The sequence below is a fragment of the Streptomyces sp. NBC_00631 genome, assembly GCF_045206895.1.
Lineage (GTDB): Bacteria > Actinomycetota > Actinomycetes > Streptomycetales > Streptomycetaceae > Streptomyces.
In genome coordinates, this window is record NZ_CP107734.1 from 1,140,632 (window position 1) to 1,153,635 (window position 13,004).

Here is a 13,004-nt window from a genome sequence, read left to right on the forward strand (position 1 = left end):
GGAAACATGCACGCAGACATGCTCTTCACCGGTGGCCCCGTCCTCACCCCCGAGGGCCCGACGGCCGCCGCCGTCGCCGTCACCGGTGAGCGCATCACCGCCGTCGGCTCCGCCGGGGAGCTGCGGGAACTCGCCGGACCGCGCACCGAGGTGGTCGACCTCGCCGGACGGCTGCTGCTGCCCGGGTTCCAGGACGCGCACGTCCATCCGGTCCCGGCCGGCCTCGAACTGACCCAGTGCGACCTGACCGGACTGCGGACCGCCGAGGAGACCGTGGCCGCCGTCCGCGCCTACGCCGGGGCGCACCCGGAGCGGGCCTGGATCCTGGGCGGCGGCTGGTCCATGGAGGCGTTCGAGGGCGGTACGCCGACGAAGGAGCTGCTGGACGCGGTCGTACCGGACCGGCCGGTGTATCTGCCCAACCGGGACCATCACGGGGCCTGGGTCAACAGCCGGGCGCTGGAGCTGGCCGGGATCGACCGCGACACGCCCGACCCGGCCGACGGGCGGATCGAGCGGGACGCCTCCGGAGCGCCGAGCGGCACACTCCAGGAGGGCGCGATGCAGCTGGTCGGCCGGCTCGCCCCGCCGGCCGGCCCGGCTGACCGGCTCGCGGCGCTGCTGCACGCCCAGCGGCATCTGCACGCGCTCGGCATCACCGCCTGGCAGGACGCGCTGGTCGGGGAGTTCCTCGGCATGGACGACCCGTCCGAGGCGTATCTCACCGCCGCCCGGGACGGCTCGCTGACCGCGCGGGTGGTCGGCGCGCTGTGGTGGGACCGGGAGCGGGGGGCCGAGCAGATTCCGGAACTGGTGGAGAAGCGGGCCGCGTTGAGCCACGGCCGGTTCCGGGCGGGCACGGTGAAACTGATGCTGGACGGGGTCGCCGAGAACGGCACGGCGGCGCTGCTCGACCCCTACCTGGACAAGTGCGGCTGCGCGACACGCAATCGGGGCAAGAGCTTCATCGAACCGAAGCAACTGCCGAAGTACGTGACCGAGTTGGACGCGCTCGGTTTCCAGTGCCACTTCCACGCGCTGGGCGACCGGGCGGTGCGGGACGCGCTGGACGCCGTCGAGGCCGCGCGGGCCGCCAACGGGCCCAGCGACACGCGGCCCCACCTGGCACATCTCCAGGTCGTGCACCCCGCCGACGTACCGCGTTTCGCCCGGCTCGGGGCCACCGCCAACATCCAGGCGCTGTGGGCCGCGCACGAGCCGCAGATGGACGAGCTGACGATTCCCTTCCTGGGCTCGGAACGGGCCGGGTGGCAGTACCCGTTCGGGTCGCTGCTGCGCTCCGGGGCGCGGCTCGCGGGCGGCAGCGACTGGCCGGTGAGCAGCCCCGACCCCCTCCAGGGCATCCATGTCGCCGTGAACCGGGTCGAACCGGGCGGCGACGCGCCGGTGTTCCTGCCCGGCGAGCGGCTGGGGCTCGGCGACGCGATCGGTGCGTACACGGCCGGTTCGGCCTATGTGAACCACCTCGACAACACCGGGCGGGTGGCGGTAGGCGCGCTCGCGGACCTGGTGGTCCTGGACCGCGATCCGTTCGCCGGCCCCCCGGAGCGCATCGCGGACACACGCGTCGCGCACACATACGTCGGGGGCGCGCGAGTGTACTCGGCTCAGGAGGCGTGAGCAGTAACACACGTCACGGCCAGGCCACGCGTAGATCATTTACGCTCTGGGCAGCCTCGTAGCGCTTCACGGCTCAACTTTCGAGTCACGAAGGCCAGTTCGAGTGCACGGGTGGCCGACAGGCCACCCGTTCGCAGGGACGGGGGGCTCTGCGCACTGTCGCCCGAAAGGAAACACATGCCTCAGGACGTCACGTTCGACCTGCCCTTCCAGACCCCCGTCGGTGAGCATCCGGAGTTCGCGCGCGTCCGCCGTCCGCGCCGGCTCCTCGACATGGACCTGGCGCACGGCGAAGCCGCGTCGGCCGGCAGAGCCGAGGTGGCGCGTGAGCCCGTCGCCGCCCCGCCGCGCCCCGCGGGCAGCAGCAGGTGGTCCTGGATCCGCCGGCCTTGCTGATCGACACGGCTGACGCGGCGACGCAGGTGCTCGTCCGGTAGCAGGAGTGCCTCGACAGGGGTGGAGCCGGCCGGCGAAGGCCGGCGATGTCGAGGACGAATCCGCCGTGGACGAGCGGCTCGCTGCGTTCGAGAACCGGGCGGCCACGGAGCAGTTCGTCCCAGCAGGCCAGGTGGGCGGCCCGCTCCGTCCGCGGCCGTCACCAAGCAGTCGTACCCCTCGCGGTCGTTCGCGGCAGGAGCCGGAGCCGGTCGCGTGAGTCCGGCTGTCCGGGCCGAGGCCGTCCCCGAAGGGACAGCGAGATCCCCGGACGTTCCCGGCCGACGACGGGGTCGGTCGATTCCGTCGCCAGGACCACAGTTCGAAGGAGACCGGTGTGAAATTCCGAGGCGTAGGTGCTGTTCCGAAGGCGTCCGCCGACAGCTTGCTCCCGGCGCAGCCAAGCGCCCGGCTCCAGCCCGCGGAGGCGGCAGACACCCTGGCCGGCTTCCTGGTCGAACGCATCAACGGGAGCACGGAGGAGTACCGAAGGTGCCAGAACGCCGCTCAGCAGCGGCTGGACGCGTGCGGATCCCCCCACGCCGGTACCACGGTGCATCTGGAGGGGGCCCTCCAGATGCCGGCGCGTGCGCTCCTCCCGCCCGACGAGGAGGGCTACGCCAGGTTGAGGCGTCTCGACACCAGCCTGCGCATGATCGAAGCAGCCTTCCCCCAGGTCAGCACCGACGTCGAGCTCTGCCGGCTGACCTGCTTGATGCTGGAGGGGGCCTGGAGGAGCCGGGCACTCGTCCCACCGCGCGAGGAGGAGCAGACCGCCGCCTGCGCCTGCCCGCTGTGCCGGCAGCTGCCCACGCCCCCCGCACGGACGCTGGGTGACTACCGCTGGCGGCAGAGCGCCGGTCGTCCCCTCGCCGAGAAGACCTGGCCGTACCGCCGGGAACTCGACAGCGTCCTGACCGGTGGCTGGTCATGGACCCGGCAGATGAACGACCTTGAGCGGGACCTCGGCCACCGGCACCGCTTCGAAGACGACATCCTCGTCTTCCACGAATACAAACGCGTGATCGACACCATCGACACCGCACGCCTCACCCAACACGTCGAAGACCGCTTGGCCGAGAGTTTCAGCACCAACAGCGCACGGGCCCTGGTCTCCGGACTCTTCGCGGCCCACAAGCGGTCCGTCGACGAGTACTGGCTCCGACAGCACCACGCGGGCGATGTCGTGCTCCCCCAGACCAACCCGCTCGGCCAGAGCACCTACTCGGCCCTGCAGGTGCTGGACTGCCTGTTCTGGCACGTCGCACCCGACACCGAACTCTGGCAGGAGGAAAACCTCGCCTCCCTGCTGCTGTGCCGCGTCATCGACGACATGGCCGACGTACGAGCCGACGCCCTCACCGGCGAGATCAGCAACTTCTGGCTCGCCGACATGCCCACCCACACCAAGGCCTTCTACGCTGCCTGCGCCATAGCCCTCGTCAAGTACGGCTGCATGCCCGAGGCGCACCGCCCGATGTGGAACACCTGGCTGATGACCACCACCATAGTCTGGATGGGGCTCACGGGCCGCCACGCCCTGTGGTTCGACGGCATCACCCAGGGCCTGCCCCCGGCCCAGGGGTGCTCGCTCTGCGACCTGCGGCCCAACCCGTGCACCGGCATCCTCACCCACGGCACCACCCTCACCATCGCCCCGCGGCCCTCCGCACCGGCACTGAGCACCCGGACCGCCGAGCTGTCCGCGCGCTGCCGAGCCCAGTTCCCCCGGACATGGCCCCTCTTCGACGCCGAGCTCCATGCCTTCGAAGCACTGCACGGCCCGTGGCACGGCAACACCGACAGCACATGGGAGATCCTGCGCCGCACCTACATCGCCGCCGTGGAGGCATCCGGCACCGCACCGTCCACGGACCGCGCTCGTCAGGTCCAGCAGGACGCCGGCGTGGTCGGGTCCGAGAGGTTTCACGCCCTGCACGATCCTGAGACCGGGAGGGAGGACACCGCACTGCTCGCCTACATGTTCGCCTGTGCCCACCCGCATTTCCTCTGGAACGCGACGGGACACCGCCCCACGGGCGTCACAGGAGACTGGCTCGACGGCTGACGCCGGGTGGGACGACGCCGCTGCCCGGTCGGGTGACCCGACCGGGCAGCGGCGTGTCCGGGCCTATACCGCGAACTCGACCGGCAGGCTGTCCAGCAGGGACATCCAGGTGGACGCGGTCGAGGTGAGCTCCTCCGGCGGCACGGCCAGGCGCAGGCCAGGCAGCCGGTGCAGCAGGACGTCCACCGCGATCTCGATGATGGACATCCCGATGCTCTGCCCGGGGCACTCGTGCGGGCCGGCGCTGAACGCCAGGTGCGACCCGTTGCCCTGCACCGAGACGCCCGGGTCGGGCCGGACCTCGGGGTCGAGGTTGCCCGGTGCGAGGCCGAGGACGAGCAGGTCGCCCTCCTCGATGCGGTGGCCGCCCAGTTCGACGTCGCTGACGGCGAAGCGCCCCGGCAGGACGGACAGCGGAGGAGAGTTCCACATGACCTCGTCCACCAGCGCCGAGATGGTCAGCTGACCGCTGATCAGGCCGGAGAGCCGCGAATCGTCCGTTAGGACCAGCTGCAGCACCCGGGCCAGCAGATTGCTGGTCGTGCTGTGCCCGGCCACCAGCACCAGGCGCAGATGGCTCACGACCTCGTCGTGGTCGAGGGCCGCGTGATGCTCCAGCAGACCGGTCGTGAAGTCGGATCCTGGCTCGGTCCGCTTGCGCTCGACGAGTTCGCCGAGGATCTCCCTGATGATGCCGTCGTGCAGGATCGCGTCCTCGCCGCCCTGGAACACCATGGCGCTGGACTCGACCAGCCGGCGCCCCTCCGCCTCGGTCAGGCCCAGGATGCGGGTGAGGATCAGCATCGGCAGGTAACCGGCGTAGTCCGCCACCAGATCGGCGCGGCCCTTGTCCGCGAACGCGTCGATCTGCTTGTTGGCGAAGTGCGTGGCATGGCGCCGGATACCGCGGCCCACGGCGGCCTGGAGCCCGTCGTTGACGGCACCGCGCAGCCGGCGGTGCGCCTCGCCGTCCTGGGAGACACAGTCGGGGCGCCAGGCGACCATCGGAACCAGCGGATGGTTCTCCGCGACCCGGCCCTCCCGCCAGTCCCGCCAGATCCGCGCGTCCCGGGCGAACTGGCGGGGATTGTCGAGCACCCGCCGGCTGTCCCGGTAGCCCAGCACCAGCCAGGCGTTGATGTCCCCCTCCAGCAGCACCGGCGCGACGGAGCCGTGCTCCTTGCGCAGCCGCTCGTAGATGCCGAGCGGGTCGGTCGCCGCCTCGGGCCCGTACAGCCGGGCCAGTTCGGCCGAACCGTGCGCCACCGGGCAGCCGCGGGGCGCGTCGGGACTGTCGAGGTTCTGGTCGTTCATCGGTGCTCCAGGGCGACGGCGGAGCGTTCCTTCAGATGGCGTATCAAGGTGATCAGCACGTCACGGCTGGAGGCCCGGTCACGGGCGTCGCAGGCCACGATCGGGGTGTGCGGGGAGATGTCGAGCGCGTCCCGGATCTCCTCGATGGGGTGTTCCCTGCAGTCCGGGAACACGTTCAGGGCGATGACGAAGGGCACGTTCTGCCGCTCCATCTCCTCGATCGCCCGGAAGCTGGAGGCCAGCCGCCGGGTGTCCACCAGGACCACAGCCCCGAGCGCGCCCTTGAACAGGCCGTTCCACAGGAACCAGAACCGTTCCTGTCCGGGGGTGCCGAACAGGTACAGCATCAGGCTCTCGTTGAGGCTGATCTTGCCGAAGTCGAGGCTGACCGTGGTCTCGGCCTTGTCCGCGACCCCGATGAGGTTGTCGACGCCGACGGTCGCCTGGGTGAGGGTCTCCTCGGTGGTGAGCGGCTTGATGTCGCTGACGGAGCGGACCATGGTGGTCTTCCCGGTGCCGAACCCCCCGGCGATCATCACCTTGACCGAGCGGGTCCCCCCGGCACCAGGGTCGCCGGGATGGTCAAAGCCTTTCAAGTCCACTGAGTACCTCCTGGAGGAGCGCGAGGTCAGGCCCGCGTCCGGCGTGGTGCGCCGGAATGGGATCACGGGCTTCAATACGGCCTGCGTCCAGCAGATCCGCCAACAGCACCGCGAGAATGTTGAAGGGCAATCCGAGATGGGCGGTGAGTTCGGCCACCGACAGCGGATCACGGCAGCGCCGGACTATCTCCTCGTACTCGTGCTGCATCCCCGGGACAGGGGCGGTGCGAGAGACGACGAGGGTGGCCACGTCGAGGCTCGACGCCGCCCCGCCCGGTCCGCTGCGCCCCCCGGTGAGGACGTAATAACGCTCTAGACCGGACGGGTCCGTGGGCCGGCGGGGAGCACTCATCCAGAGTGCTCCTCCAGGCGCGGAGAGGTGCCGAGCAGCTCGCCCATCCGCCGGGAGAGGTCCCGCATCTGATGCCCGAGCAACCCCTGGTCGAGTCCCTCGCGGGCGAGGACCCCGAGGTACGTCTCCACACCGGCCCGCACGACGAAGAGGTGACCGCCGTCGACCTCGATCATCGCCAGCCGCAGCTGCCCCGCGTACTTGGGGAACTGCTCGGCGACCGGCTGGGCGAGCGCCTGCAGCCCGGCCACCACGGCCGCGAAGCGGTCCACGTCGTCGGGGTCCTCGGCGCCGAAGGAGGTGATGGCCTTGCCGTCGCTCGAGGCCACGAGGGCGAAACGGATCTCCGGGATGCTCTCCACCAGATCACGGAGCGCCCAGCTCACGTCGGTTCCCTGTTGCGTCATGTGGACTAGTCGCTCTCTTCAGTGCGGTGCTCCGTGGACTCGCGTCCGGCGGCGGCATCATCGGTGCCGGCCGGGGTCGCGGGTGCCACTACGTCTTGGTCTCCGGTCAACTCGGCCTCGCTGCCGGACCCTTCGTCCGCAACGGGCGCGCGGCCCGCGGTGGCGAAGGCGGCCAGGCCCGCGAAGGACTCCTCCGGCGGGACCGCGGTGAACGCCGTGCCCTCCGTGCGGGTGACGCGCTCCCCGGGCTGCTCGTCCGCGCGGCGCTGGCTGCGCCGCCGGGGCAGTCCGCCCGGGGTGGTGTCCAGGGCCTCGCCGGATTCCGGCTGAGTGACGGTTTCGACGGCGACCGGGCCGTGCGCCTGCACCGGGGACGCGGCGGCGGGGGCGGCCGACGCGGGGACCGGGGCCGGGCCGGCCGCGGGCAGCGGACTGAAGAACTTGTGCGGGACCACGACGACCACCGAGGTGCCGAGCCAGGGCGAGTCCGAGAAGGTGACCCGGATGCCGTAGCGGCGGGCGAGGATGCCGACGACCCGCAGGCCGATGTTGGCGTCCTCGGAGATGCCGCCGATACCGGGTCCGGCCCCGGTGCCCGCCAGGGAGTGTTCGGCCTCGCGCTTCTTCTCCTCGTTCAGGCCCTTGCCGGAGTCCTGGATCTCGATGCCGACACCGTTGGGGACCTCCTTGCCGGAGACCACGACCGGCTCGGTGGGCGGCGAGTAGCGGGCCGCGTTGTCCAGCAGGTGGGCGAAGATCAGCGTGAGGTGGTCCACCAGGCCGCCGTCGACGCCGAGTTCGGGCAGATGCCGGACCTCGACGCGGTGGAAGTCCTTGATCCGGCCGATGCCGCCGCGCACCACGCTGAGCAGCCGCTGGGGCTCCTGCCACTGGCGGCCGGGGCGGTCCGAGCCGCCCAGCACGCCGATGCTGGCGGCGAGCGAGTCGGCGGGGCCGAGCTCCTGGTCGAGCTCCATGAGACCGCGGGCCACGGCCGGCAGCCGGCCGTGCTCACCCTGCATCTCGTGCAGCCGGCCGCGCAGCTTGCTGGTCAGGACGTGGATGCGGTTGCCGATGCTGATCACGGCCTGCTCCGCGGAGGTGGAGCGGTTGAACTCCTCCTCCACGCCGATCAGCGCGGTGCGCAGGATGCGGCGCAGGTCGGCCTGGAGCTCCTTGTCCACCTTGGCGCACTGGTCGGCCACGGGCAGCAGGTCGTCGACGGCGTCGCCGTCGAGGAGCCGCTTCAACGCCTCGGGCAGCTGCTCGTCGGCCAGCCGGGAGATCGCGGCCCGCTGATGCGTGACCTGCTCCTGCCAGACATCGGCCTGGTCGGCGAGCTGTGCCTCGGAGGACGTCAGCTGGTCGGCGAGCCGCTCCTCGTACGCCCGCGCCTGCTCGGCCAGTTGGGCGTCGTAGTGGGCGGTCCGGTCGGCCAGCTGGGCCTCGAATGCGGACGCCTGCTCACCGAGCTGGGCGTCGAACGCGGCCGACTGCTCGTTGAGCCGGCCCTCCAGCGTGGCGCGCTCGGCGGAGAACTTGCGCTCCAGGGCCGAGACATGCTGCTGCCACTGCTGGGAGTGCTCGGCCTGCGAGCTGCGGAACGACCCTTCTGCGCTCCGCAGTTGCCGCTGGGAGCGGATCAGCAGGCGTACGCACACCAAGCTCGCGACGGTGGCCGCGGCACCGGCCACGGCCGCGGTTATTCGCTCGGAGCTCATGAACGTGGCGGCGACCGTCCCTCCCCCTAAGGCCAGCGGCATCAGCCACCAGCTGTACCAGGCGACAGGGGCCCGCGCCGCCGGCGGCGGAGTGGCGAGTTCCATCTGCATCCTTCGAAGCAACACAATCGGACAACAGCGAACAAGGGCAGTGTGCGAAGGCCGCACTCATGAGTACGCACGGCGGGACGGACCCACCCTGGGGTGCGTCAACTCGCTGTGACGGAAGGGAGCTTATCGGGTTTGAACCCGAAAGGATCAACCCGAACGAGCAGAGGAAGTGAGGGTTCCGTCACGCTCAGCCAGTTGGCGGCAAATCAACAAATACCCATTCCTGACCGCGCCTTCCCGACATGCGCCCCACGCCCCGGGTTGCCACGACCCCCCAAGGCTCCTGTACAGGTGTCCAGCTATGGTGGACACCTGTTCAAGACATGGGGAGAGTCCGTCGATCATGGAAATCCTTGCGAACGTGCTGGTGGGGCTGGTGGCCGCGCTGCACGCGTACATCCTGGTGATGGAGATGTTCCTGTGGCAGAAGAGCCCCGGGATGCGTTTCCACGGCTTCGACCCGGAGCTGGCCCGGCGGACCGCGCCGCTCGCCGCCAACCAGGGCCTCTACAACGGTTTCCTGGCGGCCGGCCTGGTGTGGGGGCTGGTCGCGGCCGATCCGACGGGCTTCGGGGCCCAGGTGTTCTTCCTGTCGTGCGTGGTGGTGGCGGGGGTGTACGGCGCGGTCACGGCCAACCGGCGGATCCTGTTCGCGCAGGCGCTGCCCGGCGCGCTCGCCCTGGCCGCCGTCCTCGCCGCCCGATGAGCGACCGCCCGGCCGTGGAGGATCCACGGGCCGCCCGCACCCGGGCGCGGCTGCGGGCGGCCCTGCTCGACGAGTGCGCCGAACGCCCGCTCGCCGAGGCCACGGTGGCCGCGGTGGCGCGCCGGGCGAGGGTGGGCCGGGCCACCTTCTACGTCCACTACGACGGCCTTCAGGCGCTTGCCGTCGACGCCTGCGCGGACGTGGTCCGGGAGGCCGTGGACGCGCTGCACGCATGGCGCGGCCGACCGGACCCGGTGCACGCGCCGCCCGCGCTGCGGGTGTTCTTCGCCGGGCTGGTTCCGCACGCGGCCCTGTACCGGGAACTCCTCGCGCCGGGCGGCGGGGGCCCGCTGGGCCGGGTGCTGCACCGGGACCTGCGGGCGCGCAGCCTCGCCGAGCGGGAGCTGGTGGGCGCGGCGGACGCGCCGCTGGTGGCGTCGGCGGTGGCCGCCACCTTCGCCGGGGTGCTGGCCGACTGGCTGCACGGCCTACTCGACACCGGTCCGGACGAAGTGGCGGACCAGGTCTGGCAGTTGCTGGTCGCCCTGCACATGAGCCGCTGACCGGTCAGGCACAGGCGAAGGCGCGCCGCTCCCTGGGCCAGGCCTCCACGCCGTGCGAGGCGCGGACGTAGGCCGTGTCGCCGTCGTCCGCCAGCCACAGCCGCCAGTCACGGAGCCGGTAGCCGGTGTCGTGCGCGCCGCCCGGCATCGTGGTGTCACCGTCGTAGCGCCCGGCGAGCGCCGAGTCCTCGGCGAACACGCCGTGCGGATCGCGGACGTAGGTCCTGCCGCCGAACGTCAGGAAGTGTGCCGACTGCCAGCCGCAGTGCTCGGCGCCGGCGGAACTGGTGATCTTCGAGACCGGTACCCGGCGACCACGGGCGTCGGTCCAGATCTCGGGCCATCCCGGGCCCGACGTCACACTCGCCGGAAGCTCGGACGGATCGCAGGAGGCGTTGGTCTCCGGCCCCCAGCCGGGCCGGCCCTTCTGGTCCTTGGCGACCACGACGGCCACTTTCGTGCGCCCGCCCACGTCGTAGGAGTAGAGCACGCGGTCCGCCTCCCGGCGCTCCACGCGGTAGCCGCCGCGCGGCGCCTCCGGGTCGTACATCTCGAAGAAGAGCCGCAGACCGTCCTCGGGCGAGCCGCCGCCGTCGTCCTTGCTCCAGCCGTCCGGCCCGGTGCCCCAGTAGATCTCCCCGTCGCACTCCAGCGCGCGGCCGGCCGCGCCGGACGCTGCGCGCAGGGCCTGCGGGGTGTTCGCGTCGACCTCCTCGGTGGGAATGTCCAGCGGCCCGCGGTACGGCGTCGCCGGCGGCGTCCCGGCCACCACGAGTTCCGACCCGCCCTCACGGTCGCAGCCCACCGCCGCGGCCGCCACCAGTACCGTCACCGCCGCCAGCTCTCTGCGCATGCCCGCCCCCGCCGCTCGCCACCGTTGTCGTCCTTGGACGGCGGAGCGGGCCGGAACGTTCACGCCCGCCAGGAGAGGGGGAGAGCGAGGCTGGCACGATTCCATCGAATGTTGGCCATCGTGCCATTTCCCCGCCGAGCGCGTCCCGGCAGGCTGGGTGACCATGAACGATGTGAACACGATGCGTGCGGTCAGCCAGGATGTCCTCGGCGGCCCCGAGGTTCTGAAGGTGATCGAGGTGGCGCGGCCGAAGCCGCGCCCCAACGAGGTACTCGTCCGGGTGCGGGCGGCCGGGCTGAACCCGACCGACTGGAAGCACCGGGAGTTGGGGATCTTCCTGGGCGAGCCGCCCTTCGTCCTCGGCTGGGACGTCTCCGGCACGGTCGAGGAGACCGGGATCGGCGTCGCCGCCTTCAAGCCCGGTGACGAGGTCTTCGGCATGGTGCCCTACCCGTTCGGCCACGGCACGCACGCCGAGTACGTGATCGCCCCCGCCCGCGCCCTGGTGCCGAAGCCGGCCGCGATCGACCACGTCCAGGCGGGCGCGCTGCCCCTGGTGTCCCTGACGGCCTGGCAGGCCCTGGTGGAGAACGCCGACGTACAGCCGGGGCAGCGGGTACTGATCCACGCGGCGGCCGGCGGGGTCGGACATGTGGCGGTGCAGATCGCCAAGGCGCGCGGGGCCTACGTGATCGGTACGGCGAGCGCCGGCAAGCACGACTTCCTGCGGGAGATCGGCGTGGACGAACCGGTGGACTACCGGTCGGTGGACGTCACACAGGCGGTACGCGACGTGGACGTCGTGCTGGACACGGTCGGCGGTGACACCTCGGTTGCCTCGCTGCGGACACTGCGGCCGGGCGGAACCCTGGTGTCGATCCTGCCGGTGGGCACCCCCCTGCTGTACGAGGAGGCCGAGCGGCTCGGTGTCCGGGCGGTACGGATGCTGGTGGACGCCGACCGGGCCGGGATGCGCGCGATCGCCGGACTGGTCGGGGAGGGGAAGCTGCGGGCCACGGTCGCGGGGACATTCCCGCTGGCCGATGCCGCCAAGGCACACGAACTGGGCGGCACCGGCCGGACCACGGGCAAGCTGGTCCTGGTCGTGGACTGACCCGCGCGGGTCAGAAGGTGAGCACGGGCTTGATCGCCTTGCCCGTGCTCATGTCCCGCACGGCCCGGTCGATCTCGGCGAACGGGTAGGTGCTGATCAGCCGGTGCAGCGGCAGCCGGCCCTCGCGGACCAGCCGGACCAGGGCCGGGATGAAGGCCTGGGTCTCGCTGTCGCCGAGGGTGAGGCCGACGATGCGCTTGCCGGCCAGCAACCCGTTGACGTCCAGGGGGACCTCGGTCCCGAAGGGCGGGGCGCCGACCACGACCAGGGTGCCGCGGGCGGCCAGCGCGTCGACGCCCTGACGCAGGACACCGACGTTACCGGTGGTCTCCACGATGCCGTCGGCGCCGGCTCCGTCCGAGATGTGCCGGATGGCCTCGGGGACGTCCTCGCGGGTCGCGTCGACGGTGTGGGTGGCGCCCACCTCCCGTGCCAGTTCCAGGCGTTCGGCCACCCGGTCGACGGCGACGATCGTGGTGGCGGGGGTGAGCGCGGCGGCCATGACGGCCGACAGGCCGACCGCTCCGGCGCCGAGGACGACGATCGTGCTGCCGGCGGCCGGTTCCAGGACGTTCCACACGGCGCCGACCCCGGTCTGCACCCCGCAGCCGAGCGGGGCGATCGACTCCAGCGGCACGTCCGGGTCGACCTTGACCAGGCTGCGTTCGTCCACCAGCGCCCGTTCGGCGAAGGAGGACTGGCCGAAGAAGTGCCCGCCGAGCGGCTCGCCGTCCCGGCTGACGGTGGCGGTGCCGTCGGCGCGCCGGCCGCCGATGAGGTTGAGGGGCAGCCAGGTGGTGCAGTAGGCGGGGTGGCCGCCGTGGCAGTTGCGGCAGGTGCCGCAGGAGGTGAAGGACAGCACGACGTGGTCGCCGGGGGCCACGCCGGTGACGGCGGAGCCGACGGCCTCGACGACGCCGGCGCCCTCGTGGCCCAGGACTCCGGGCAGCGGGAAGGGAAGTCCGCCGCTCGCCACGCTGAGGTCGGTGTGACACAGACCGGTGGCCACCATGCGGACGAGCGCCTCGTACGGCCCCGGCGCGTCGAGTTCGACCTCGCTGAGGGTGAAGGGCGCGCCGCCGGACTCGACCACTGCGGCACGGGTGGGGAAGGACAT

The 13,004-nt window shown here is 71.8% G+C and carries 13 protein-coding genes; 6 read left to right on the forward strand and 7 right to left on the reverse strand.

Annotated features, from left to right (window positions below; genetic code table 11):
• Positions 1–6: 6 nt before the first annotated feature.
• From OHB00_RS05345 to OHB00_RS05355, 3 genes are all read left to right on the forward strand, one after another.
• Positions 7–1,641 carry an amidohydrolase gene (locus OHB00_RS05345; protein WP_406431741.1) on the forward strand — a complete coding sequence of 545 codons (1,635 nt, stop codon included), beginning with the start codon at positions 7–9 and terminating at the stop codon, positions 1,639–1,641.
• A 177-nt stretch (positions 1,642–1,818) separates the two neighbouring features.
• Positions 1,819–2,037: a hypothetical protein gene (locus OHB00_RS05350; protein WP_406431743.1), complete on the forward strand. Its 219-nt coding sequence runs from the start codon at positions 1,819–1,821 to the stop codon at positions 2,035–2,037.
• Positions 2,038–2,413: 376 nt separating this feature from the next.
• Positions 2,414–4,144 (forward strand): hypothetical protein, encoded by a 1,731-nt coding sequence (locus OHB00_RS05355; protein ID WP_406431745.1) that lies wholly within the window; start codon positions 2,414–2,416, stop codon positions 4,142–4,144.
• 63 nt (positions 4,145–4,207) lie between these two features.
• Here the strand turns inward: OHB00_RS05355 and OHB00_RS05360 are convergent, their stop codons facing one another.
• From OHB00_RS05360 to OHB00_RS05380, 5 genes are read right to left on the reverse strand one after another with little or no spacing between them, the layout of a single operon-like run.
• On the reverse strand, positions 4,208–5,458 hold the full coding sequence (locus OHB00_RS05360) for a cytochrome P450 (RefSeq protein ID WP_406431747.1): 1,251 nt from the start codon (positions 5,456–5,458) through the stop codon (positions 4,208–4,210).
• Positions 5,455–6,060 carry a GTP-binding protein gene (locus OHB00_RS05365; RefSeq protein ID WP_406431749.1) on the reverse strand — a complete coding sequence of 202 codons (606 nt, stop codon included), beginning with the start codon at positions 6,058–6,060 and terminating at the stop codon, positions 5,455–5,457. Before OHB00_RS05365 ends, OHB00_RS05360 begins: the two co-directional genes overlap by 4 nt.
• Positions 6,041–6,412, reverse strand: a complete 372-nt coding sequence (locus OHB00_RS05370; protein WP_132892406.1) for a DUF742 domain-containing protein — start codon at positions 6,410–6,412, stop codon at positions 6,041–6,043. The genes OHB00_RS05365 and OHB00_RS05370 overlap by 20 nt, the downstream gene beginning before the upstream one ends.
• Entirely contained in the window at positions 6,409–6,819 is a 411-nt protein-coding gene (locus tag OHB00_RS05375; RefSeq protein WP_046733906.1) for a roadblock/LC7 domain-containing protein, read from the reverse strand. Before OHB00_RS05375 ends, OHB00_RS05370 begins: the two co-directional genes overlap by 4 nt.
• A 5-nt stretch (positions 6,820–6,824) precedes the next feature.
• Positions 6,825–8,645, reverse strand: coding sequence for an ATP-binding protein (locus OHB00_RS05380; protein ID WP_406431752.1), 1,821 nt, complete (start codon positions 8,643–8,645; stop codon positions 6,825–6,827).
• Positions 8,646–8,994: 349 nt separating this feature from the next.
• Between OHB00_RS05380 and OHB00_RS05385 the strand changes: the two genes are divergently transcribed.
• Entirely contained in the window at positions 8,995–9,357 is a 363-nt protein-coding gene (locus OHB00_RS05385; RefSeq protein ID WP_406431754.1) for a DUF1304 domain-containing protein, read from the forward strand.
• Positions 9,354–9,920, forward strand: coding sequence for a TetR family transcriptional regulator (locus tag OHB00_RS05390; RefSeq protein WP_406431756.1), 567 nt, complete (start codon positions 9,354–9,356; stop codon positions 9,918–9,920). The genes OHB00_RS05385 and OHB00_RS05390 overlap by 4 nt, the downstream gene beginning before the upstream one ends.
• A 4-nt stretch (positions 9,921–9,924) precedes the next feature.
• Here OHB00_RS05390 and OHB00_RS05395 read toward each other — a convergent pair whose 3' ends face one another.
• Positions 9,925–10,773, reverse strand: coding sequence for a hypothetical protein (locus OHB00_RS05395; protein ID WP_406431758.1), 849 nt, complete (start codon positions 10,771–10,773; stop codon positions 9,925–9,927).
• A gap of 163 nt (positions 10,774–10,936) precedes the next feature.
• Between OHB00_RS05395 and OHB00_RS05400 the strand changes: the two genes are divergently transcribed.
• Positions 10,937–11,887 (forward strand): NADP-dependent oxidoreductase, encoded by a 951-nt coding sequence (locus tag OHB00_RS05400; RefSeq protein WP_406431760.1) that lies wholly within the window; start codon positions 10,937–10,939, stop codon positions 11,885–11,887.
• A 10-nt stretch (positions 11,888–11,897) separates the two neighbouring features.
• On the opposite strand, the gene OHB00_RS05405 is transcribed toward OHB00_RS05400, so the two are convergent.
• Positions 11,898–13,004, reverse strand: a complete 1,107-nt coding sequence (locus OHB00_RS05405; RefSeq protein WP_406431762.1) for an NAD(P)-dependent alcohol dehydrogenase — start codon at positions 13,002–13,004, stop codon at positions 11,898–11,900.

Coding starts and splice junctions, on each gene's coding strand:
- OHB00_RS05345 (WP_406431741.1), top strand. CDS start 7: ATGCACGCAGACATGCTCTTCACCGGTGGCCCCGTCCTCACCCCCGAG.
- OHB00_RS05350 (WP_406431743.1), top strand. CDS start 1,819: ATGCCTCAGGACGTCACGTTCGACCTGCCCTTCCAGACCCCCGTCGGT.
- OHB00_RS05360 (WP_406431747.1), bottom strand. CDS start 5,458: ATGAACGACCAGAACCTCGACAGTCCCGACGCGCCCCGCGGCTGCCCG.
- OHB00_RS05370 (WP_132892406.1), bottom strand. CDS start 6,412: ATGAGTGCTCCCCGCCGGCCCACGGACCCGTCCGGTCTAGAGCGTTAT.
- OHB00_RS05375 (WP_046733906.1), bottom strand. CDS start 6,819: ATGACGCAACAGGGAACCGACGTGAGCTGGGCGCTCCGTGATCTGGTG.
- OHB00_RS05380 (WP_406431752.1), bottom strand. CDS start 8,645: ATGGAACTCGCCACTCCGCCGCCGGCGGCGCGGGCCCCTGTCGCCTGG.
- OHB00_RS05385 (WP_406431754.1), top strand. CDS start 8,995: ATGGAAATCCTTGCGAACGTGCTGGTGGGGCTGGTGGCCGCGCTGCAC.
- OHB00_RS05390 (WP_406431756.1), top strand. CDS start 9,354: ATGAGCGACCGCCCGGCCGTGGAGGATCCACGGGCCGCCCGCACCCGG.
- OHB00_RS05395 (WP_406431758.1), bottom strand. CDS start 10,773: ATGCGCAGAGAGCTGGCGGCGGTGACGGTACTGGTGGCGGCCGCGGCG.
- OHB00_RS05400 (WP_406431760.1), top strand. CDS start 10,937: ATGAACGATGTGAACACGATGCGTGCGGTCAGCCAGGATGTCCTCGGC.
- OHB00_RS05405 (WP_406431762.1), bottom strand. CDS start 13,004: ATGTCCTTCCCCACCCGTGCCGCAGTGGTCGAGTCCGGCGGCGCGCCC.